Origin of the sequence: Modestobacter versicolor (assembly GCF_041028285.1) — a bacterium.
GTDB classification, from domain to species: domain Bacteria; phylum Actinomycetota; class Actinomycetes; order Mycobacteriales; family Geodermatophilaceae; genus Modestobacter; species Modestobacter versicolor_A.
This window is the reverse complement of record NZ_JABGDB010000003.1, coordinates 550971-572779: the sequence shown is the minus strand read 5'-3', so window position 1 is coordinate 572779 and position 21809 is coordinate 550971. Positions and strand designations below refer to the sequence as shown.

The 21809-nt window shown below is 74.5% G+C and carries 20 protein-coding genes; 10 read left to right on the top strand and 10 right to left on the bottom strand.

The features are described 5' to 3' along the window. Positions 1-138 precede the first annotated feature (138 nt). Both HL054_RS14150 and HL054_RS14145 read left to right on the top strand, forming a co-directional pair. Positions 139-1005 carry a M23 family metallopeptidase gene (locus tag HL054_RS14150; RefSeq protein ID WP_369139630.1) on the top strand — a complete coding sequence of 289 codons (867 nt, stop codon included), beginning with the start codon at positions 139-141 and terminating at the stop codon, positions 1003-1005. Positions 1006-1046: 41 nt separating this feature from the next. Continuing rightward, positions 1047-1457 (top strand): VOC family protein, encoded by a 411-nt coding sequence (locus tag HL054_RS14145; protein ID WP_369139629.1) that lies wholly within the window; start codon positions 1047-1049, stop codon positions 1455-1457. 65 nt (positions 1458-1522) lie between these two features. On the opposite strand, the gene pcrA is transcribed toward HL054_RS14145, so the two are convergent. Continuing rightward, complete coding sequence (pcrA, locus tag HL054_RS14140; protein ID WP_369139628.1) at positions 1523-3814, bottom strand: DNA helicase PcrA; 2292 nt, start codon at positions 3812-3814, stop codon at positions 1523-1525. A gap of 257 nt (positions 3815-4071) precedes the next feature. Between pcrA and HL054_RS14135 the strand changes: the two genes are divergently transcribed. The 3 genes from HL054_RS14135 to HL054_RS14125 all read left to right on the top strand — a co-directional run bounded on the left by HL054_RS14135 (position 4072) and on the right by HL054_RS14125 (position 6665). Continuing rightward, complete coding sequence (locus HL054_RS14135) at positions 4072-4362, top strand: chorismate mutase (RefSeq protein ID WP_369139627.1); 291 nt, start codon at positions 4072-4074, stop codon at positions 4360-4362. Between the two features lie 79 nt (positions 4363-4441). Beyond that, positions 4442-5176, top strand: coding sequence for a PIG-L deacetylase family protein (locus HL054_RS14130; protein WP_369139701.1), 735 nt, complete (start codon positions 4442-4444; stop codon positions 5174-5176). Between the two features lie 112 nt (positions 5177-5288). Then, positions 5289-6665, top strand: coding sequence for an acetamidase/formamidase family protein (locus HL054_RS14125; protein WP_369139626.1), 1377 nt, complete (start codon positions 5289-5291; stop codon positions 6663-6665). Here the strand turns inward: HL054_RS14125 and HL054_RS14120 are convergent, their stop codons facing one another. After that, on the bottom strand, positions 6666-7343 hold the full coding sequence (locus HL054_RS14120) for a response regulator (RefSeq protein WP_369139625.1): 678 nt from the start codon (positions 7341-7343) through the stop codon (positions 6666-6668). Then, on the bottom strand, positions 7340-8563 hold the full coding sequence (locus HL054_RS14115; RefSeq protein WP_369139624.1) for an ATP-binding protein: 1224 nt from the start codon (positions 8561-8563) through the stop codon (positions 7340-7342). Before HL054_RS14115 ends, HL054_RS14120 begins: the two co-directional genes overlap by 4 nt. A 133-nt stretch (positions 8564-8696) precedes the next feature. On the opposite strand from HL054_RS14115, the gene HL054_RS14110 reads away from it, so the two are divergent. From HL054_RS14110 to HL054_RS14100, 3 genes are all read left to right on the top strand, one after another. Then, a complete protein-coding gene (locus tag HL054_RS14110) occupies positions 8697-8957 on the top strand; it encodes a PspC domain-containing protein (protein ID WP_369139623.1) in 261 nt (86 codons plus the stop codon). A gap of 162 nt (positions 8958-9119) precedes the next feature. After that, complete coding sequence (locus HL054_RS14105; protein ID WP_369139622.1) at positions 9120-10061, top strand: PspC domain-containing protein; 942 nt, start codon at positions 9120-9122, stop codon at positions 10059-10061. Then, positions 10054-10344 (top strand): hypothetical protein, encoded by a 291-nt coding sequence (locus tag HL054_RS14100; RefSeq protein ID WP_369139621.1) that lies wholly within the window; start codon positions 10054-10056, stop codon positions 10342-10344. The genes HL054_RS14105 and HL054_RS14100 overlap by 8 nt, the downstream gene beginning before the upstream one ends. Positions 10345-10564: 220 nt before the next feature. On the opposite strand, the gene guaA is transcribed toward HL054_RS14100, so the two are convergent. Genes guaA through guaB form a run of 3 tightly spaced genes read right to left on the bottom strand, consistent with a single transcriptional unit; the run spans position 10565 to position 14824 of the window. Beyond that, positions 10565-12133 carry a glutamine-hydrolyzing GMP synthase gene (gene guaA, locus HL054_RS14095; RefSeq protein ID WP_440347943.1) on the bottom strand — a complete coding sequence of 523 codons (1569 nt, stop codon included), beginning with the start codon at positions 12131-12133 and terminating at the stop codon, positions 10565-10567. After that, positions 12130-13299 carry a GuaB3 family IMP dehydrogenase-related protein gene (locus HL054_RS14090; RefSeq protein ID WP_369139620.1) on the bottom strand — a complete coding sequence of 390 codons (1170 nt, stop codon included), beginning with the start codon at positions 13297-13299 and terminating at the stop codon, positions 12130-12132. Before HL054_RS14090 ends, guaA begins: the two co-directional genes overlap by 4 nt. A 4-nt stretch (positions 13300-13303) precedes the next feature. After that, the gene (gene guaB, locus HL054_RS14085) at positions 13304-14824 is read right to left on the bottom strand and encodes an IMP dehydrogenase (protein WP_369139619.1); all 1521 of its coding nucleotides are present in this window, start codon (positions 14822-14824) and stop codon (positions 13304-13306) included. A gap of 185 nt (positions 14825-15009) precedes the next feature. On the opposite strand from guaB, the gene HL054_RS14080 reads away from it, so the two are divergent. After that, positions 15010-15432 carry a DUF5319 family protein gene (locus HL054_RS14080; protein WP_369139618.1) on the top strand — a complete coding sequence of 141 codons (423 nt, stop codon included), beginning with the start codon at positions 15010-15012 and terminating at the stop codon, positions 15430-15432. Between the two features lie 51 nt (positions 15433-15483). Here the strand turns inward: HL054_RS14080 and HL054_RS14075 are convergent, their stop codons facing one another. Further along, on the bottom strand, positions 15484-16539 hold the full coding sequence (locus tag HL054_RS14075) for a type IV toxin-antitoxin system AbiEi family antitoxin domain-containing protein (RefSeq protein WP_369139617.1): 1056 nt from the start codon (positions 16537-16539) through the stop codon (positions 15484-15486). Positions 16540-16694: 155 nt separating this feature from the next. Beyond that, positions 16695-17459: a response regulator transcription factor gene (locus HL054_RS14070; protein ID WP_369139616.1), complete on the bottom strand. Its 765-nt coding sequence runs from the start codon at positions 17457-17459 to the stop codon at positions 16695-16697. A gap of 385 nt (positions 17460-17844) precedes the next feature. Between HL054_RS14070 and HL054_RS14065 the strand changes: the two genes are divergently transcribed. Further along, positions 17845-18144, top strand: coding sequence for a WhiB family transcriptional regulator (locus tag HL054_RS14065; RefSeq protein ID WP_369139615.1), 300 nt, complete (start codon positions 17845-17847; stop codon positions 18142-18144). 88 nt (positions 18145-18232) lie between these two features. Here HL054_RS14065 and HL054_RS14060 read toward each other — a convergent pair whose 3' ends face one another. Both HL054_RS14060 and groL read right to left on the bottom strand, forming a co-directional pair. Next, positions 18233-19855, bottom strand: a complete 1623-nt coding sequence (locus HL054_RS14060) for a GGDEF domain-containing protein (RefSeq protein ID WP_369139614.1) — start codon at positions 19853-19855, stop codon at positions 18233-18235. 182 nt (positions 19856-20037) lie between these two features. Beyond that, a complete protein-coding gene (groL, locus tag HL054_RS14055; protein ID WP_369139613.1) occupies positions 20038-21678 on the bottom strand; it encodes a chaperonin GroEL in 1641 nt (546 codons plus the stop codon). Positions 21679-21809: the final 131 nt, after the last annotated feature.

The following is a 21809-nucleotide window of genomic DNA, read 5'->3' as shown; positions in this document are numbered from 1 at the left end:
ATGAGATTCGTCGTCATGTCGATCGACACGTAGAGCGCACCCGCCGGCCACCCGGCCGGCAGGTGCCCGCGCCACCCCACGGCTCCCCCCGTGGGTGCCCCGCTCGGAAGGTGCCCGTTGTCCCGTCTCCGCGAACTCGTGGGCCGAACCCGGTCCGAGGACGGCCCCGCTGCCGACCTCGCCGTCGCCCCCGACCCCGCGGAGTGGGACTGGGACGCCGCTTGGGCGGCCAGCCAGGACGACGACACGGACGACGACGACACGGACGACGAGCCGGACGAGCCGCAGGACGACGCGGACGAGGTCCCGGCTGCACGCGCGGGCCGGCTGCGGCTGGCCCGCCCCACGGTGTCCCTCCCCCGCCCGCCCGGCCGCCGCGCCCCGGTGCTGCTGGCCGCCGCCGTCGTCGGTGCGGTGCTGACCGGCCTGCTCGGGAACTGGGGCGGCAGCGAGCCCGCCCCGGTCGCCTCCGGCCTGGACTACGGACTGGGCGTGGCGGACGCCAGCTTCTCCGGCGGCATCGACGTCGCCGGCGCCCGCGGGGAGATCAGCCAGGCCGAGGCGCAGGCCCGGCTGGGCGAGATCGCCGCCTCGCGCGCCGCTCGCGAGCCCGACTTCGTGGTGCCGACCGACGGCCGGCTGACCACCTGCTTCTGCCAGCGCTGGGGCACCATGCACTGGGGCCTCGACCTGGCCGCCCCGCTGGGCACCCCGATCTTCTCGGCCGCCGACGGCGTCGTGCTCCGCGCCGGTCCCGCCTCCGGGTACGGCAACGCCGTCTACATCCAGGACGCCGACGGCAACGTGCAGATCTACGGCCACATGAAGTACTACGACGTGGAGGCCGGCGAGGTCGTCTCCGCCGGCCAGCAGATCGCCAAGGTCGGCAACCAGGGCCAGTCGACCGGGCCGCACCTGCACTTCGAGATCCACGCCGGCGGCATGAACGGCCGGCCGATCGACCCGGAGGACTGGCTCGCCGAGCGCGGCCTCTCCGTCGGCTGACCCACCCCGCGGCCCGGGACCCGGCCCTACGCTCCGGGCGCATGACCGCTCCGACGCCGTACCTGCACCTGCCCGGCACCGCGCGCGACGCGCTGTCGTTCTACGGCAGCGTCTTCGGGTGCGGGGTGACCGCGCACTCCTTCGCCGACTTCGGCCGGCAGGACGGCCCCGCCGACGCGGTGGCCCACGGCCACCTGGTCGAGGGGCCGGTCGCCCTGTTCGCCGCCGACGTGGCCGGTGACCAGCCCCCGCTGCGCAGCGAGGGGCTCATGTTCTCGCTGCTGGGCGCGGCCGACCCGGCCACCCTCGACGCCTGGTTCACCGGCCTGGCCGCCGGCGGGCGGGTCGTCGAGGACCTGCAGCGACGCCCCTGGGGCGCCTCCGACGGCCAGGTCGTCGACCGCTTCGGCGTCCACTGGCTCATCGGCTACGAAGTCGACGCCCCCGCCTGACCCCCGGCCCTGCTGCAGGGGCCCGCACCGAGCTTGCGAGGTGTGGGGGGCAGCAGGGTCCTTCCTCAGAGCTTGACGAGCGGGGCGTAGCGCAGCACCAGGCGCTTGGTGCCGCCGGAGCCGAAGTCGACGGTGGCCTGCGCCTTGTCGCCGATGCCGTTGAGCTCCACCACCGTGCCGAGGCCGAACGCGTCGTGGCTGACCCGGTCGCCGACCTCGACGCTGATCACCGCGCGGTTGCCCGCGCCGCCGCGCAGCCCGCCGGTGGACAGGCCGGTCGCCGCCACCCGCGCCTGCGCCGAGCTCATCGGTGTGGTGTGCGCCGGCTCGGTGCGCGCCCAGTGGACGGCGTCCGTCGGCAGCTCGTCGAGGAACCGGGACGGCGGGTTGTACGCCGGCTGGCCCCAGCTGGTGCGCACGGTCGCCCGGGACAGGAACAGCCGCTTCTGCGCCCGGGTGATGCCCACGTAGGCCAACCGTCGTTCCTCCTCCAGCTCCCTCGGGTCACCCAGCGCCCGCAGGTGCGGGAAGACGCCGTCCTCCAGCGCGGTGAGGAAGACGACCGGGAACTCCAGCCCCTTCGCGGTGTGCAGGGTCATCAGCGTGACCACCCCGGCCTCGTCGCCGGTGACCGGGATCTGGTCGGCGTCGGCGACCAGCGACACCTGCTCGAGGAAGTCGGTGACCGTGCCGCCGGGAGTGCCGGCCTCGAACTCCGCGGCGACCGAGATGAGCTCGTTGAGGTTGTCCACCCGCCCCTCGTCCTGCGGGTCGGTGCTGGCCGACAGCTCGGTGAGGTAGCCGGTGCGGTCGAGGATGCTCTCCAGCAGCGCCGCCGGGCCCGAGCCGGTCTCGACCAGCTGCTCGAACTCCTCCAGCAGCGCCACGAACTCGCCGATCGCCTTCGCCGAGCGGGTGGCCAGCTCACCGATCTCGGTGACCCGCCGCAGCGCGCTGGCGAACGGGATCCGCTCCCGGTCGGCGAACCGCTCGACCGCGGACTCGGCCCGCTCGCCGATCCCCCGCTTGGGGGTGTTCAGCACCCGGCGCAGGCTCACCACGTCGGCCGGGTTGGCGACCACCTTGAGGTAGGCGAGCGCGTCCCGGACCTCGCGCCGCTCGTAGAAGCGCACCCCACCGACGACCTTGTAGGGCATGCCGACCCGGATGAACACCTCCTCGAACACCCGGGAGGCGTTGTTGGTCCGGTAGAAGATCGCGATGTCCTTGGGCTGCGCGAGCCCCTCGTCGGTGAGCGCGTCGATCTGCTCGGCGACCCAGGCCGCCTCGTCGTGCTCGTTGTCGGCGACGTAGCCCTCGATGAGCTCGCCGTCGCCGGCGTCGGACCACAGGTTCTTCGGCCGGCGCGAGGTGTTGCGGGCGATGACCTGGTTGGCCGCCCGCAGGATGCGCTGCGTGGAGCGGTAGTTCTGCTCCAGGACGATCGTGGTCGCCTCGGGGTAGTCGCGCTCGAACTCGTCGATGTTGCGGATCGTCGCGCCGCGGAAGGCGTAGATCGACTGGTCGGCGTCGCCGACGACGCACAGCTCGGCCGGCGGCACCGGGCCGCCTGCCGTGCCGACCAGCTCGCGGACCAGCACGTACTGGGCGTGGTTGGTGTCCTGGTACTCGTCGACCAGCACGTGCCGGAACCGGCGGCGGTAGTGCTCGGCCACGTCGGGGAAGGCCTGCAGCAGGTGCACCGTGGTCATGATCAGGTCGTCGAAGTCCATCGCGTGGGCCTCGCGGAGCCGGCGCTGGTAGAGCGTGTACGCCTCCTTGAGGACCTTCTCCGGCGCCGTGACGGGTGCGAAGGACTCCTCGTCGACCAGCTCGTTCTTCAGGTTCGACACCTGGTTGGCGAGGCTGCGGCCGGGATACCGCTTGGCGTCCAGGTCGAGGTCGCGGGCCACCATCGTCATCAGCCGGACCGAGTCGCCCTGGTCGTAGATGGTGAAGGAGCTCTTCATCCCGAGCTTGGCGGCCTCGGCCCGCAGGATCCGCACGCACATCGAGTGGAACGTCGACACCCACATCGCGCGGGCGCGCGGGCCGACCAGCGCGGCGACCCGCTCCTTCATCTCCCCGGCGGCCTTGTTGGTGAAGGTGATCGCCAGGATCTCGCCGGGCTGCACCCCGCGGGCGCCCAGCAGGTAGGAGATCCGGTGGGTGAGCACCCGGGTCTTGCCCGAGCCGGCGCCGGCCACGATCAGCAGCGGGCTGCCCTCGTGGACGACGGCGTCGCGCTGCGGGCCGTTCAGGCCGGCCAGCATCCGGTCCAGCTCGCGCCCGGTCTGACCGGAGGTGTGCCGGGGGAGCGCGGCGGTGCCGGGGAGGGTGTGCTGCGGGCTGCTCATGACCCCGCCACTCTAGGCCGGGACACCGACAGGCCCGGGTCGCGCGTGTCGTCGCGGCGGGCGGCGCTCCCGCCCGCGGCGGGGATGTGGCAGACTCCCCGACGTGCAGCGACAGCGGGAGTTTTCCTACGGCCACCGGGTTCCGGTGTCCGTACTCGCTGGCTGAACAGCCACCGCACACGACGCCCCGGGCCCACGGCCACGGGGCGTCTTCCGTCTCCGGGGTCCGTCGGCCTCCGACCACCCCGGAGGACACCATGAGCACGACCCTCTCCCCCAGCGCCACGACCGGTGACGCCGCCGACCCGGCCGCGCAGATCGACGCCCTGCGCACCTCGATCGACGAGTGCGACGCGCAGATCATCGAGCTCGTGCAGCGCCGGGTGGCCATCTCCCAGGAGATCGGCGCGCTGCGGACCGCCTCCGGCGGCATGCGGCTCTCCCTCGCCCGCGAGCAGCGGGTGCTGGACCGGTTCCGCGCCGCGCTCGGCCCCGACGGCGCGGCCCTCGGGATGATGCTGCTGCGCCAGGGCCGCGGCCGCCTCTGACGGCCCCCGTGCAGGGACCCGCCGCGAGCGAGCGAGTGGTGGGGGGCACGGGGGTCCTTCTTCTAGGCTGCCCGGCGTGATGCCGCTCCCCTCGCAGCCCGCCGACCACGTCGACCGCGCGCTGTGCGTGCTCGCCCACCCCGACGACGTCGACTTCGGCAGCGCCGGGACGGTGGCCACCTGGACCGCCGCGGGCACCGAGGTCACGTACTGCATCGTCACCGACGGGGACGCCGGCGGCTTCGACGAGACGCCGCGCGAGGAGATGGGACCGCTGCGCCGGGCCGAGCAGCGAGCCGCCGCGGCCGCCGTCGGCGTCACCGACGTCCGGTTCCTGGGGTACCCCGACGGCCGGCTGGAGCTCGGGCTGGACCTGCGCCGCGACATCAGCCGGGTGATCCGGCAGGTCCGCCCGCAGCGGGTGCTGACCAGTTCCCCCGAGCGGTTCTACGAGCGGATCGGCGCGAGCCACCCCGACCACATGACCGTCGGGGAGTCGACCCTGCGGGCGGTCTACCCCGACGCCCGCAACCCCTTCGCGTTCCCCGAGCTGCTGGCCGACGAGGGCCTGGACGCCTGGACGGTGTCCGAGGTCTGGCTCGGGGCCAGCCCGCGCACCGACCACGCCGTCGACGTCACCGACGTGGTGGACCGCAAGTTCGCCGCGCTGCTCAGCCACGTCACCCAGGTCAGCCACCAGCCCGAGGGGCAGCTGCAGGAGTTCGTCACCGGCTGGATGCGGCAGACCGCCCGGGCCCACGGGCTGCCGGACGGCCGGCTCGCCGAGGCGTTCCACGTCGTGCACACCGCGTGACCGCCGCTCCCGCGGAAACCCGCCCGCAACGTCGGGGCAGGACCGCCGCACAGGGGTAACACCGCTCACGTAGACCTCCCCGGGACCGTCCACCCAGGCACCGGGAGAGCGCATGACCGAGGGACCCCACCAGCACCCGCGACCGGACCCGGAGGTGGCCGCCGCCCTGCTGGAGCGCGGCCTGGGCCGGCGGGCGTTCGTGCAGGCGGCGCTCACCACCGGCGCGGTCATGGCCGCCGGCGTCGCCGCCGCGTCGTCGGCGTCCGCGTCGGGCCCGGGCGACGTCCGGATGCCCGGCGAGGTGCTGCAGCCGGGCGTGGGCCCGATCGACGGCGACGTCTACCTGCCCTCCCGCACCGAGGAGGTGCTCTGGGGGTACCTGCCGCGCACCACCGACGCACCGGTCGCCCGGGTGCGCTCGGGGCAGACCATCACCATCGACACGGTGAGCCACGAGGGGCTGCTCGAGGACCAGGGCCGCGACCCGGTGGCCTGGTTCGCCGGGAAGGGCGTGCCGCGCGAGCAGGTGCTCGACGACGCCGTGGCGATCGCGGCCGGCTACGCCCGGCACCTGCGCGACTTCGACGCCGACGGCCCGCACGTGGTCACCGGCCCGGTGTACGTGGAGGGTGCCCGGCCCGGTGACGTGCTGAAGATCGAACCGCTGTCGGCGATGCCCCGTGTCCCGTACGGCGTGATCTCCAGCCGGCACGGCAAGGGCGCGCTCGCCGCCCAGTTCGCGCCGGACGGCGGGATCAGCGCAGCCGAGGCGATGCCGCAGACGCCGGACGGCCGGTCGACCAAGGACCCGCTCCGCTACGGCAACGTCTCCGTCTTCACCCCCGTGCGGGCCGGCCGGCGCGGGGTGCCCACCGCCCACCTCCCGGCGGGCACCAGCGGCGAGGTCAGCTGGCCGCTGGACCCCTTCGCCGGGCTGATGGCGGTCGCCACCGTCGGCGACGCCACCGGGCTGAGCGACCCGCTGGTGAACTCGATCCCGCCGACCCTGGGCGGCGGCAACATCGACGTGAAGCACCTGGCCGTCGGCTCGGCGTTCTACGTCCCGGTGGTCGCCGAGGGCGCGCTGTTCTCCACCGGCGACCCGCACCACTCGATGGGCAACGGCGAGGTGGCCCTGACCGCCATGGAGGGCTCGCTGCGGATCACCTACCGGCTCACCGTGTGCCGGCCGGGCGCCGGTGACGCACCGTCGGTGGCCTTCCGGTACCCCTTCGGCGAGACGCCGGACGCCTGGGTGCCGATCGGGCTCTCCGACCCCGACGGGTCCCGCAACGGCCAGCTCAGCGACCTGGACGTCGCCTCGCGGCGCGCGGTGGTCAACGCGCTGGACTTCCTCGTCACCGACCTCGGCATGGCCCGCGACGTGGCGTACGCCTACCTGTCCGCGGCCGCCGACTTCGAGGTGTCGCAGGTGGTGGACCGCACCGTCGGCGTGCACGGGCTCATCCCGAAGGCGCACTTCCGGTAGTCAGAGCAGGCGGTTGGTGGCCGCCCAGCGGGTGAGCTCGTTGCGGTTGGACAGCTGCAGCTTGCGGAGCACGTTGGAGGCGTGCGACTCCACCGTCTTCACCGAGATGAACAGCCGGCCGCCGATCTCCCGGTAGGTGTAGCCGCGGGCCAGCAGCTGCATCACCTCCCGCTCCCGGGCGGAGAGCAGGTCCAGCCCGGGGTCGGTGGCCGGGTCCTCGGCGGGCGCCGGCGCGACGGGTCCGCCGGCGGCGAAGGCGTCGAGCACGAAGCCGGCCAGCCGGGGGCTGAACACGACGTCGCCCTCGGCGACCCGGCGGACGGCGTCGCGCAGGTCGGCCCCGGAGATGGTCTTGGTGACGTAGCCGCGAGCGCCGGCGCGGATGACGGCGATGACGTCCTCGGCGGCATCGGAGACCGACAGCGCCAGCCAGCGGGTGGCCGGCAGCTCGGTGCGCAGCGTCTCCAGGACGGCGTGCCCGCCACCGCCGGGCAGGTGCACGTCGAGCAGCACGACGTCGGGCTGCGTCGTCCGGATGCCGGTGACGGAGGTGGCCACGTCGGCGGCCTCGCCGACCACCTCGACGTCGTCCCCGAGCTCGGCGCGCACGCCGGCCCGCACCATGGCGTGGTCGTCGACGAGGAACACCCGGACGCGGCCGGTTCCGTCCGCGGTCACGCCCCCGCCTCCACGTGTGCGCCGCGCGGGAGGCAGAGCTCCACCTCGGTCCCCTCTCCTGGTGCCGAACGCACCGTCGCCGTGCCGCCGAGCCTGGTCAGCCGGCCGACCACGGAGTCCCGCAGGCCGCGGCGGTCGGTCGGCACCGCCGCCGGGTCGAAGCCGGTGCCGCGGTCGCGGACGAACACCGTCACCGACCCGTCCCCCACCTCGCTGTAGAGGGAGACGGTGGTCGCGCCGGAGTGCTTGGCCGCGTTGACCACCGCCTCCTTGGCCGCCTGGCCGAGGGTCGCCACCGGTTCGTCGACCGGCAGGTCGCCGACGACGACCGGCTCGACGGCGACCGCGTGGTCGGCCTCGACCTCCGACACCAGCCGGGCGACGAGCCCGGCCCAGGTGCCGCCGGTGGCCACGGTCGGCTCGTAGAGCCAGGCCCGCAGCTCCCGTTCCTGGCTGCGGGCGAGCCGGCCGACCACCGTCGGGTCGTCGGCGTGCCGCTGGATGAGCGCGAGGGTCTGCAGCACCGAGTCGTGCAGGTGGGCGGCGACCGCCGCGCGCTCCTCGGACCGGATCAGGGCGGCGCGCTCGGTGGCCCGGGAGTCCAGCCACCGGCGCCACAGCGGGGCGGTGGCCAGCGTGATCCCGACCAGGATGACCACGGTCGCGGTGAACCCGTTGCGGGCGTTGGCGAGCTGGCCGGTGGTGGCCAGCAGCATGCCGACGCCGGCGACGCCGAGCACGACCCCGGCGGCGAGCCCCCAGCGGCCGGTGCTGCCCAGCGCGGTGGAGTCGGAGTCGAACTGCCGCCAGATGACCGCCATCCCGGCGCCGGCCAGCAGCAGCGGGAGCACGACGTCGCCCCCGCCGAAGGTGGCCAGCCGGGAGACCGCGCCGGCGGCGACGAAGGCCAGCAGCGCCAGGCCCAGGAGCTGGCGGCGGCTGGGTCGCTGCCCGACGACCTCGGTCTCGGCGGTCCCGTCGTCCCGGGCGACCGGCATGGTCAGCCACAGGAGCGCGTAGGCCACCACGCCGATGCCGGTGAGCGAGAGTCCGACGACCACGACCCGCACGACGATGGGGTCCAGCCGGAGGTGCGCCGCGGTCCCGCGGGCCACGCCGGCGAGCAGCCGGCCGGAGCGGGGACGCACCAGCGGCGGTCGGTCCGCCCGGCCCGGAGCCGGGACGGCGCGTCCGTCCGGCGGCGCGGTGCTGGTGGTCACGGCACCGATGGTGTCACCGACGCGTCCTCCGGCACACCGGTGATCACCCGGACTGCTGGACCGGCCGCAGGTCAGGGTCCGGTCCGGGCGTCCCCCGATGCGCCCGGCCCACCGGACGGCGCAGCGTGGTGGCATGACCTCGACGACCGCCCCCGCCGCCCTCCTCCCCGCTCCGTCCCCCGCTGCTGCGGCGGCCGCCCCGTCCCGCCGCCGGCTCACCCGCAGCGCCACCGACCGACGCCTCGGCGGGGTGGCCGGTGGCCTGGCCGACCACACCGGCGTGGACGCCGTCCTGTGGCGGGTGGGCTTCGTGGTGCTCACGCTGGCCGGTGGCTCGGGGATCGCGGCCTACGGGCTGCTCTGGCTGCTGATGCCGCCGGCGGACGCCGCCTGACCGCTCCCCCAGCACCCCCCGGACCGGGGACGGACGCCGCGGCGTCCGTCCCCGGTCCGCTGTCGTGCCCGGTCCGCCGTCGTGAGGGGGCCGGCAGAGATCAGGGTCGGTCCAGGGGGTTCCCTGATACCGCCGGGGCGCCGCGGTGGGCAGGCTCGTGGCATGACCTCAGCACTGCCTCCCGTCCTCCCCCCGGCGCCGCCGTCGGCCGCCGACCAACCGGCGAGCTCGTGGCCGCCGCCTCCCCCGCCGACCGGGCCGGCTCCCCGCCCGCAGCTGCGCCGCAGCCGCAACGACAAGGTGATCGGCGGCGTCGCCGGTGGCCTCGCCGAGTACACCGGTGTCGACGCCCTGCTCTGGCGGGTCGGCGCCATCGCGCTCACCCTCGCCGGGGGCAGCGGCATCGTCATCTACGTGCTGCTGTGGCTGCTCATGCCGTCCGCCCCGGCGGTGCAGCCCGGCGCCGCCCCGGTCGTGGAGCGGGAGCGCGAGCCGCGGTCCCCGGTGCCCGGCGTGACCGTCGCGGCGCTGCTCATCCTGGCCGGCCTGGCGGTGCTGCTCACCCAGTTCACCGACGTCGACCTCACGGCCCGCTCGGTGCTCGGCAGCGCGCTGCTCGTCGTCGGCGTCGGGCTGGTCGTCGCGGCGCTGACCGGGGTGGGGCGCGCCGCCAAGGGCGGGCTGATCACCCTGGGCCTCGTTCTCTCCGTCGCGCTGGTGGCCGCCTCGACCATCGACGTCCCCGAGGGCGAGGTCGGCGACCGCAGCTACCGGCCCACCACCGCGGCCGGGGTCGACCGGGAGTACACCCACTCGATGGGCGACCTGGACGTCGACCTGACCGCCGTCGACCTCACCGGCGCCCGGACCCCGATCGTCACCACGATCGACCACGGCCTGGGGGACGTCGAGGTGCTGGTGCCGTACTCCGCCGACGTGCAGGTCAGGGTGGACGTCGGGATCGGTGAGGTGGAGGTGTTCGGCGACAGCACGGACCGGGGCTTCTTCCCCGGTGTGGGCGAGGCGTGGTCGGGCGACGACGACGCCGAGTTCGAGATCACCATCGACTCCGGTGTCGGCAGCGTGGAGGTGCGTCGTGGCTGAGCCCTTCGAGCGTCAGCAGACCGAGGTGTTCCCCGAGGGCGCACTGCCGGCCGGTTCGTCCGCCGCCGGCGTGCCGGCCGAGGAGGAGACCACGCGCCGCCGCGAGGTGGCCCCCGGGTCCCTGGTCGTCGGCCTGCTCTTCGTCCTGCTGGCGGTGCTGCTGATGACCGGCGTCGACGTCCCGGCCGACTGGTTCGGCCACGGCGTCTCCTGGGTCCTCCTGATCGGCGCCGGCATCGCCCTGCTGGTCAACGAACTCCGCAGGTCCCGCCGCAAGCGCTGACCCCCGGCGCCGGCTGGGTCACCCGGCACCGACAGGGCCCGGAGCACAGCTCTCCGGGCCCTCGCCATGTCAAGACCAGGACCAGCTCACCGCAGGAAGAGGCGAGATCCGAGCTCACCCACGTGGCTCTGGTGCCCGGTCCCGAGCGCCAGCGAGGGCCCGGTCAGGCCCCCTCCAGGGCCCCACCCTGAGCTTGCGAAGGGTGGGTGGGAGGGGGTCCTTACTCCCACTCGATCGTGCCCGGCGGCTTGCTCGTCACGTCGAGCACGACCCGGTTGACCTCGGCCACCTCGTTGGTGATCCGGGTGGAGATCTTCGCCAGCACGTCGTAGGGCAGCCGGGTCCAGTCCGCGGTCATCGCGTCCTCGCTGGACACCGGGCGCAGCACGACCGGGTGGCCGTAGGTGCGGCCGTCGCCCTGGACGCCCACCGACCGGACGCCGGCCAGCAGCACCACCGGGCACTGCCAGATCTCGGTGTCCAGGTGGGCGGCGGTGAGCTCCTCGCGGGCGATGGCGTCGGCCTGGCGGAGCACGTCGAGGCGCTCGCGGGTGACCTCGCCGACGATCCGGATGCCGAGGCCGGGGCCGGGGAAGGGCTGGCGCTGCACCAGGGTGTCGGGCAGGCCGAGCTGGCGGCCGACCTCGCGCACCTCGTCCTTGAACAGCGTGCGCAGCGGCTCGACCAGGGTGAAGGTCAGGTCCTCGGGCAGCCCGCCGACGTTGTGGTGGCTCTTGATGTTCGCCGTCCCGGTGCCGCCACCGGACTCGACGACGTCCGGGTAGAGCGTGCCCTGGACCAGGAAGTCGACGCTCTCGCCGTGCTCCTCGGCCTCGGCGACGACGTCGAGGGCGGCCTGCTCGAAGACCCGGATGAACTCGCGGCCGATGATCTTCCGCTTCTGCTCGGGGTCGCTGACCCCGGCCAGCGCGGCGAGGAACTGCTCGCTGGCGTCGACGACCCGCAGGTCGGCGCCGGTGACGGCGACGAAGTCCCGCTCGATCTGCTCGGTCTCGCCCTGCCGCATGAGGCCGTGGTCGACGTAGACGCAGGTCAGCCGGTCGCCGATGGCCCGCTGGACGAGCGCTGCGGCCACGGCGGAGTCGACCCCGCCGGACAGCCCGCAGATGGCCCGCCGGTCGCCGATCTGCTCGCGGACGAGCGCCACCTGCTCGTCGACGACGTTGGCCATCGTCCAGCTGGGCTCCAGCCCGGCGATGTCGAACAGGAAGTGCTCGAGCACCGTCTGGCCGTGCGGGGTGTTCTTCACCTCGGGGTGGAACTGCACCCCGGCCAGGCGCCGGTCGACGTCCTCGAACGCCGCGACCGGGGCCCCGGTGGAGGTGGCGGTGACGGTGAACCCGGGCGGTGCCGCGCTCACGGCGTCCCCGTGGCTCATCCACACCGACTGCTCCAGGGGCAGCTCGCCGAACAGCTTGGCCTGGGTGGTGACGGTCAGCGGGGTGCCGCCGTACTCCCGGTCGCCGGTGCGGGCCACGGTGCCACCGAGGCTGGCCGCCATCGCCTGGAACCCGTAGCAGATGCCGAAGGCCGGGACGCCGGCCTCGAACACCGCCGGGTCGACCTGCGGGGCGCCCTCGCTGTAGACGCTGGACGGACCGCCGGACAGCACGATCGCCGCGGGCTTGCGGGCCAGCAGGTCGGCCACCGGCACGTCGGAGCCGACGAGCTCGGAGTAGACGCCCGCCTCCCGGATCCGGCGGGCGATCAGCTGGGCGTACTGGGCGCCGAAGTCGACGACCAGGACGGTCGGGAAGTCCATCGTCATCCGACCAGGTGCCCCGGGCCCACGGCGCTCCCGCCGTTCCCACCGAGCACCAGGTCGACCCGCTGGAACTCCTTGAGGTCCCGGTAGCCGGTCTTGGCCATCGTCCGGCGCAGCGCGCCGAACAGGTTGGTGCGCCCGTCCGCGGCCTCGGCGGAGCCGTTCAGCACGTCGGCCAGCGACCCGCGGGGCTCGACGGGCGCGGACGTGCCGCCACGGGGCAGCCGCGGGTGTGCGGCGACCGAGTCCCACCACACGCCACCGGCCGGGGCCTCCTCGGCGACCCGCAACGGCTCCCCGAGCTGGACGGCGTCCGCCCCGCAGGCCAGCGCCCGGGCGATGGCGCCGCTGGTCTCGATCCGGCCGTTGGCGATCACGTGCACGTACCGGCCGCCGGTCTCGTCCAGGTAGTCGCGGCGGGCGGCGGCCGCGTCGGCGATCGCGCTGGCCAGCGGCACCCGGATGCCCATGACGGCGTCCGCGGTCGACCAGCTGTCGGCGCCGACGCCGACGATGACGCCGGCCGCGCCGGTGCGCATCAGGTGCAGCGCGGTCTGGTAGTCCGCGGCCCCGCCGACGATCACCGGGACGTCGAGGTCGGCGATGAACTCCTTGAGGTTCAGCGCGTCCCCGGCCGTGGTGACGTGCTCGGCGGAGACGATCGTGCCCTGGATGACGAGCAGGTCGACCCCGGCGGCGAGCACGGTGGGGGCCAGCGCCACGGTGTGCTGCGGCGACACCCGGACCGCCGTGGTCACCCCGGCGGCGCCCATCTCCTTGATCCGGGCGGCGATCAGGTCGGGCTTCACCGGCTCGCCGTAGACCTGCTGGAGCAGCGCGGTGGGCGGGCCGGAGTCGGTCCCGGCGGCGTCGCGAAGCTGCCGGTAGACCTCGGTCGGGTCCTCGTACCGCGCCCACAGGCCCTCGGCGTTGAGCACGCCCAGGCCACCGGCCTGGCCGACGGCGATCGCCGTCGCCGGGCTGACCACGGCGTCGCTGGGGCTGGTGATCAGCGGGATCTCGAACCGGAACGCGTCGATCTGCCAGGCGGTCGAGACGTCGTCGTGGTCGCGGGTGCGCCGCGAGGGGACGATCGACACCTCGTCGAGGTCATAGCCCCGGCGGGCGAAGCGGTTCAGGCCGATCTCGACGTTGTCGCGTACGGGCAACGGGTCACCGACCTCGGTAGTTGGGGGCTTCGACGGTCATCTGGATGTCGTGCGGGTGGCTCTCGGTGAGCCCGGCGGCGGTGATCCGGGTGAGCTGGCCGCGGTCCTGCAGGTCGGCGACGGTGGCCGTGCCGGCGTAGCCCATCCCGGCCCGCAGGCCACCCACGAGCTGGTGGGCGACCCCGGACAGCGGCCCACGGTAGGGCACCTGGCCCTCGATGCCCTCGGGGACGAGCTTGTCGTCGGAGAGGACGTCGTCGGCGAAGTAGCGGTCGCGGCTGAAGGACTGGTTGCCGCGCTTCTGCATGGCACCCAGCGAGCCCATGCCGCGGTAGGTCTTGTACTGCTTGCCGTTCATGAAGACCAGCTCGCCCGGCGCCTCCTCGACCCCGGCGAACAGGCCACCGATCATCACGGTGTCCGCGCCGGCGACCAGCGCCTTGACGATGTCGCCGGAGTACTGCAGGCCGCCGTCGGCGATGACCGGGATGCCGGCCGGACGGGCGGCCAGCGATGCCTCGTAGACGGCGGTGACCTGCGGGACGCCGACGCCGGCGACGACGCGGGTGGTGCAGATGGAGCCCGGCCCGACGCCGACCTTCACCGCGTCCACCCCGGCGTCGATGAGCGCCTGGGCACCGGCCCGGGTCGCGATGTTGCCGCCGACGACCTGGACGCCGTGGCCGACGGTGGCGAAGTCCTTCTTCACCCGGGCGACCATGTCCAGCACGGCCCGCTGGTGGCCGTGCGCGGTGTCCACGATGAGCACGTCGACGCCGGCGTCCACCAGCAGCCCGGCGCGCTTGTAGGCGTCCTCGCCCACGCCCAGCGCGGCGCCCACGGTCAGCCGGCCGTCGACGTCCTTGGTGGCGTGCGGGTACTGGTCGCGCTTGACGAAGTCCTTGACCGTGATCAGGCCGCGCAGCCGCCCGGCCTCGTCCACCAGCGGCAGCTTCTCGATCTTGTGCTGCTTGAGCAGCGCCAGCGCGCGGTCGGGGTCCACCCCCACCGGGGCGGTGACCAGCGGCATCGGCGTCATCACGTCGCGCACCAGGCGGGTCTGGTCGGTCTCGAAGCGCATGTCGCGGTTGGTCACCATGCCGACCAGCACGCCCTCGGCGTCGACGACGGGGGCGCCGGAGATGCGGTAGCGGGCCGACAGCGCGTCGACCTCGGCCAGGGTGTTGTCCGGCGAGCAGGTCACCGGGTTGGTGACCATGCCGGCCTCGGAGCGCTTCACCAGGTCGACCTGGCCGGCCTGGTCCTCGGCCGAGAGGTTGCGGTGCAGGATGCCGATGCCGCCGGCGCGGGCCATGGCGATCGCCATCCGCGACTCGGTGACGGTGTCCATCGCGGAGGAGACCAGCGGGATGGCCAGCCGGATGCCGGTGGTGAGCCGGGTGCTGGTGTCGACCTCGGTGGGGACGATGTCCGAGGCGCCGGGCACCAGGAGCACGTCGTCGTAGGTCAGCCCCAGCGGGGCGAACTTGGCCGGCAGTTCGGGGACGCGCTCGTCGGGCTGCATGTGCCGCTTCCCTCTCGACTTCTCACCTGGCAGCGCCTCCGAGGCGCACGGGATCCACCACCATGCTAGGCGGAGCACCCGGCGCGCCCTCGCCCCGTTACCGTGGTCCGGTGGACGGGCGTGCCCGTCCTGCTGCTGGCACCAGCAGCGCCGCACCAGGCCGGCCGTGCCGGCGAGGAGGACACGTGGACGCGTGGGACGACGCATTCGGCGCATCCCCGGACCGCGACCCGGACTTCGGGCCGGACGACCGGGTGGCGCAGCCGCCCCTGACCATGGAGGAGCGCGCCGGGGTGCTCGACGACCTCGCCGAGCTCGAGGTCTTCCGCACGCTGCTGGAGCCCACCGGTGTCAAGGGCATCGTCGTCGACTGCCCGGACTGCGACGAGGAGCACCACGTCGACTGGGCGCTGATGCAGGCCAACCTGCGCCAGCTGCTCGACGAGGGCCAGACCGGCCGGCACGAGCCGCCGTTCGACCCGGACCCGGACGACTACGTCAGCTGGGACTACGCCAGCGGGTACGCCGACGGGGTGGCCGCGCTGGCCGAGCGCGAGGAGCCCAGCGGCCGGCACGGCCAGTCCGGCCGGCACGCCCGCGACGAGTAGGCACCCACCCTCACCCCGAGGTCGAGCCGCCTCGCCGCCCGTGAGACCGGGTCACGGCGCGGCTCGACGGACGGCGGGTCGGCTCAAGGTCTGCCTGGCGGCCGCCCGGACCCGTCCCACGTCCCGCGGGACCGCTGTGAACGACCGGTCGACCGGCCCGGGGACGGCGAGCTCCCGCCGGACGCGGGACTCGACCGGGGGCCACCCGCGGCCGAGGTCGTCGTCGACCAGGCGGACGAACCGGACGCCGATCGAGCGCAGCAGGTCCTCGCGCCGCTCCTCGTCGAACAGGACGTCCTCGGGGCGCCCTCCGTAGGCGGGCCGCTCGTACTTCACCCGCCCGTCGAACTCCACGACCAGGGCCGCCTCCTGGTACCAACCGTCGGCCACCTTCACCAGCCGGCCGTCCACCCGGAGTTCGACCTGGGGCACGAAGGGCGGGAGTCCGGCGGCCCGGAAGCGCAGCCGGCCCTTCGTCTCGAGCCAGCTCTCCGACCTCCCGTCCGCGGCAGCGACCGCACGCGCCGCCCGGGGGACCCGCGGGGTGGAACGGTGGCGCGCCAGGGTCGCGGCCAGCTCCTCCGGCGTCACCAGGCCGCGCAGCAGGGCGGCGTCAAGAGCGGCCACGGCCGCGAGCTCGGACCACTCGCGCGCTGCGTCGACCAGCGTCCGGGCCGGGGTGGTCAGCCGGTGACCCCGCAGGGTGGTCACCTCCGGCTCGGGCAGCGCCGCTCTCGTCATCACGTACCCCGGTCCGCTGCGCCACCGGTCCGGGTCGGTCAGCCGGACGTCCCGCGGGAGGTCCCGAGGCACCGGCAGGCCCCACAGCCAGGCGGCCGTGCCGTGGCTCAGCGCCGCCCCGGCCCGGTCCAGGGCCGTGGAGACCACCAGGGCGTCCAGCTCGCGACGACGCCCGGACGCCTCGGTCCGGGCCAGGTCCTCCATGGTGACGAACAGCCCGCGCCGCAGCCGGACCCAGTGCCCGGACCGGACGGCGGTGCGGACCTCCTTCTCTGTCACGCCGGCCGCCGTCAGCTCGGCGGTGGTGAACAGGCCGGCTCTCGACGCGGCGGAGGCCCGGACGGGGCCGGGCGGGGGGACGGGCACCGACCGATCGTCGGGCTCTGGGAGCTCGACGGGGTCCGCGCCGGCGGATCTGTGGACACAGCCGCCGACGTGGAGCCGCCCCGCCGACCGTCGGGCCACGACGTGACGTGGTCCGACGGTCGACGGGGCGGCTCAGCCTCGCCGGAGCGACGAGGTCAGGTCATCATCCCGCGGCGGAAGCCGGTGGCGACGGCCTCGGCCCGGTCCTTGGCGCCGAGCTTGCGGAACAGCCGGCGGGCGTGGGTCTTGATGGTGTCCTCGGACAGGTAGAGCTCCCGGCCGATCTGGGCGTTGCTCTTGCCCTGGCTCATCCCGGTGAGCACCTGCATCTCCCGCATGGACAGGTTCACCTGCGGGGTCTCGGGCACCGTGGAGCGCACCGTCGTGGGGGCCATGCCGGCCAGCGGGCTGGCGCCGTTCCACCCCGAGGGGCCGGACGACGGCCCGGGCGCACCGGCCATCGCGACCGCGTGCTGCGGGCTGCGCGGCGGCGGGGCCATCTGCGGACGGCCGACCTCCGGGCGCATCCCGGTGCGGGACAGGCCGAGGCCGAGCTCGAGGGGGCTGGCGTCCCAGCGGAGGTAGCCGCGGGCGCCGAGGGCCACCGCGGCGCGGACGGTCTCCGCGTCGTCGGGAGCACCGAGCATGAGCACCGGGACCGAGGCGTGCGTGCGCAGCACCTGGGTGGCCACGGACAGCCCGCTGTCGGTGGCGCGCTGGGTGCCGACGAGGAGGACGTCGGGCACCCGGTTGTCCAGCCGCGTCATCAGCGAGGCGGCGTCACCGACGGCCTCGACCCGGCTGACGAAGGGCAGCGCGAGCAGCCGCCCGGCCACGTCGTCACGGACCCGGCGACGCTCGTCGAACACCCAGACCACGGCTCCGCCGCTGCCGGTCCCGCGCATCCTGTCCTCGATCACGAGGTGCTCCCGTCTGCGCCGGCACGGGGCCGGCGGCCTGCTGACCGGGCGTCGCCCGGTCGGGTGTCCTGAGCGGGCTGGTCACCCGCTCTCGGGAGGGTTCGACGCCGTCCGGTCTCCCGGACGGGTGTCGGGTGTCCCCCACACCTCCGTGGTCGGCACTCCCTGTGACCACCTTGAAGCCCCGCGTAGTCATTGGACAGCGGCTGTCACCCCGCCGGGTGAGCCCTCGAGGGGTGGCCACCGACCGTCCCGGTGGGGCAGCACACCCGCGGCGATCTCGCAGCCCGAACGGGGACGGTCGTGTTTGCGCCCGAGCGGCAGCGGGCATCGGCCCGGAAGTGACCGGGCAGACCCCCCGGTGCACCCGAGCCGAGGAGGTCCAATGGCTGACATCCGCCGACTGCCCAACCCCGTCGCCGAAGTCTGGGACTGGCAGTTGCACGGCGCCTGCCGGGGCGAGAGCACGTCGCTCTTCTTCCACCCCGACGGCGAGCGGGGTCCGGCCCGGGCCCGGCGCCAGGCCGCCGCCAAGGCCGTCTGCGGACGTTGCCCCGTCCTCGAGTCCTGCCTGCAGCACGCCCTCTCCGTCCGCGAGCCCTACGGGGTCTGGGGCGGGATGAGCGAGGAGGAGCGGACGCGCCTCATCGCGGCCGAGCCTGCCGCGATCGCCGCCGGGGTCTGAACGGGCGGCGGGAGGACCTCCACCGCCACACCTGCCGAGAGGGCCGGTCCGACGAGTCGTCGGACCGGCCCTCTCGGCGTCTGCGGGGTCAGTCGAGGTCGCCGACGACCCGGTTCCGACCCCGCCGCTTGGCGCGGTACAGGTGCGCGTCGGCGCGGCCGAGCAGGTCCACCGGCGACGGGTGCGGGACGGCGACCGAGCTCGCCGCACCCACGCTGAGGGTGACCGCGAGACCGTCCACCAGCTCCCCCCACGGGTGCGCGGCCACCGCCGCGCGCAGGTCGTCGAGCTGCTGCAGCGCCGCGGCCGGCTCGACGCCCACCAGCACCAGCAGGAACTCCTCGCCGCCCATCCGGGCCGCGAACGAGCCGGCCGCGGCGGCCCCGGCGTCCAGGCCCTGGAGCAGCTCCCCCAGCGTGCGCAGCACCTCGTCGCCGACCTCGTGGGAGAAGGTGTCGTTGACGGCCTTGAAGTGGTCGAGGTCCAGCAGCGCGACGGTGACCGTCGCCGACCGGCCGCCCGCCGTCCCGGGGAGCGCGCCGAGCAGCCGGGGCAGCTGCTCGTCGACGTAGCGCCGGTTGTAGAGGCCGGTGAGCGGGTCGCGCAGGGACAGCTCGCGGTAGCGGCGGCTCTGCCGGCGGGCCTCGGTCGTCTCGTACATCGCCTGCAGCGCCCGCGCCCGGGCGTCGCGCTGCGCGGACTGCTGGTCCAGCGCCTCCTGGCTGTAGAGCTTGTGCTCCTCGAAGGCCGCCCGGAAGTCCTCGGCCGCGGCGTGCAGCTCGGCCTGCTCCCGCCGCGCCCGCACCCGGATCGAGGCCAGCCCGTGCTGGTCGCAGCGCCGGACGCACTCGTCGAGGGTCTCCTGCGCCTGCGCCACCCGGCCCAGGCGGCGCTGGATCTCGGCGAGGGTGAGCAGGAAGTCGGCGCCGGCGTCGCCGTCCGGGGAGGCGTCGAGCACCGCCGGGTCGCGACCGGGCAGCAGCACCTCCTCGGCCTCGGCGAGCCGGCCGAGGCCGATGAGCGCTCGGGCGACGGTGTCCAGCCGGCCGATGCTCAGCGCGATCCCGTGCTCGGTGGCCAGCGCCTGCAGCCGGGTGGCCAGCGCCAGCGCGGTCCCGAACTCGCCGGCCAGGCCCTCGACGTAGGCGCGGTTGTTCAGCACCAGCAGCTGCCGGTCGACGTCCCCGAGCCGTTCGGCGAGCTCCAGCACCTCGGTGTAGCGCTCCCGCGCCCCGAGGTCGCCCTGCAGGCCGAGGCAGTCCGCCATCCGGGCCACGTGGTCGATCCGCAGCGCGGGGTGGGCGTCCTCCCCCAGCAGGTCGACGGCCTGGACGGCGTGCTCGAGGGCGACGGACAGGTCGCCGAGCTCCTGGTAGACGGCGGCGAGCAGGAAGTGGCTGCGGGCCAGCAGGTGGCGGGAGTCGTGGTCGGCAGCCCAGCGGCGCACCTCCTGCGCGACCCGCCCGGCGGCGGCGACGTCACCGCGCCGGCGCACCACCTCGGCCTGCACCAGCCGGGCCCGCAGCTCGAGCTCGGCGAGCCCGAGGTGGGCGGCCGCGGCGACGGCCCGGTCGGCCTGCTCCCCGGCGCGGTCGGAGTCGAAGCGGGAGAGGCGTTCGAGCTCGTCGACCGTCACGCCGAGGAGCGCGGCGTCCGCGTCCTCCGCGACAGCCGCGCGCTGCTCCGGGGTGCCCTGGGCACCGACCTCCACGTCCCCCACACCTGCCCATCGACACCCGGGGCGGCAGCTTGAGCGCCGGCCGCCTGCTCGTGCCCCGCCGGGGGGACCCGGCCATCCTCCCCCGGAGACGGGTCCGCCCCCGTCGCCGGGTGGCGACGGGGGCGGACATCGCCCTGCTCAGCGAGCCGGGGTGAGCCGGCCGGGGGACGCGCTCAGTGCGAGTGACCGTGGCCGTGCGAGTGCCCGTGGGTGTGGTGACCGCCGTCGGCGGACTCCTCCTCGGCGGGCTTCTCCACGATCGCGGAGTCGGTCGTGAGCACCATGGCGGCGATCGACACGGCGTGCGCCAGCGCGGCCTTGGTGACCTTGACCGGGTCGATGACGCCCTGCGCGGCCAGGTCGCCGAACTCGCCGGTGGCGGCGTTGAAGCCCTGCCCGATGCCGAGCTCGCGGACCTTGCCGACGACGACCGGGCCCTCGAAGCCCGCGTTGGACGCGATCAGCGCCAGCGGGGAGTCGATGGCCTTGCGCACCGACCGGGCACCGACCAGCTCGTCACCGCTGAGGTCGAGCGCGTCGATGGCGCCGGCGGCGTGCACCAGCGCGGAGCCGCCACCGGGGACGACGCCCTCCTCCACCGCAGCGCGGGTGGCGGCGATGGCGTCCTCGATCCGGTGCTTCTTCTCCTTCATCTCGACCTCGGTGGCCGCGCCGACCCGGATGACCGCGATGCCGCCGGCCAGCTTGGCCAGCCGCTCCTGCAGCTTCTCGCGGTCCCAGTCGGAGTCGGTCGCCTCGATCTCCTTGCGGATCTGCGCGACCCGGTCGGCGATGCCCTCGGAGGTGCCGCCGCCGTCGACGAGCGTGGTGTCGTCCTTGGTGACGGTGACCCGGCGGGCGGTGCCCAGCACCTCGAGGCCGACGGCGTCCAGGGACAGGCCGACGTCCTCGCTGACCACCTGGCCGCCGGTGACGACGGCGAGGTCGGCCATGAACGCCTTGCGCCGGTCGCCGAAGAACGGCGACTTCACCGCGACGACCTTGATGGTCTTGCGGATGGAGTTGACGACGAGGGTGGACAGCGCCTCGCCCTCGACGTCCTCGGCGACGATCAGCAGCGGGCGGCCGCCGGTCGACAGGACCTTCTCCAGCAGCGGCAGCAGGTCGGCCAGCGCGCTGACCTTGCCCTGCACGAGCAGCACGAGGGCGTCCTCGAGGACGGCCTCCATCGACTCGTTGTCGGTGACGAAGTAGGGCGAGAGGTAGCCCTTGTCGAACTGCACGCCCTCGGTGACGTCGAGGTCGGTGGTCATCCCGTTGGCCTCTTCGACGGTGATGACGCCGTCCTTGCCGACCCGCTCCATGGCCTCGCCGATCAGGTCGCCGACCGTGGCGTCCTGGGCGGAGATGGTGGCGACCTCGGCGATGGCGCTGCGGTCGTCGACCGGGATGGCGACCTTGTCCAGCGCCTCGTGGACGGCGTCCACGGCGGCGCGCATGCCGCGGCCGACGGCCATCGGGTTGGCGCCGGCGGCGACGTTGCGCAGCCCCTCGTGCACGAGCGCCTGGGCGAGCACGGTGGCGGTGGTGGTGCCGTCGCCGGCGACGTCGTTGGTCTTGGTGGCGACGTTCTTGGCGAGCTGGGCGCCGAGGTTCTCGTAGGGGTCCTCGAGCTCGATCTCGCGGGCGATCGTCACGCCGTCGTTGGTGATCGTCGGGGCGCCGAAGTTCTTGTTGATGACGACGTTGCGGCCGCGGGGGCCGAGGGTGACCTTGACGGCGTCGGCGAGCTTGTCGACGCCGCGCTCGAGGGCGCGCCGGGCGTCCTCGTCGAACAGGATGATCTTGGCCATTGCCAGACCTCTCTCAGAGGGTGTTCGAGGGGCGGACGACGACCGCCCCGGGACCCGGTGTCTCGGGTCGCCGGGGCGGTTGAAGGACCCCGTCCTCCTCACCCCGAGCAAGCTCGGGGTGAGCCTCTGGA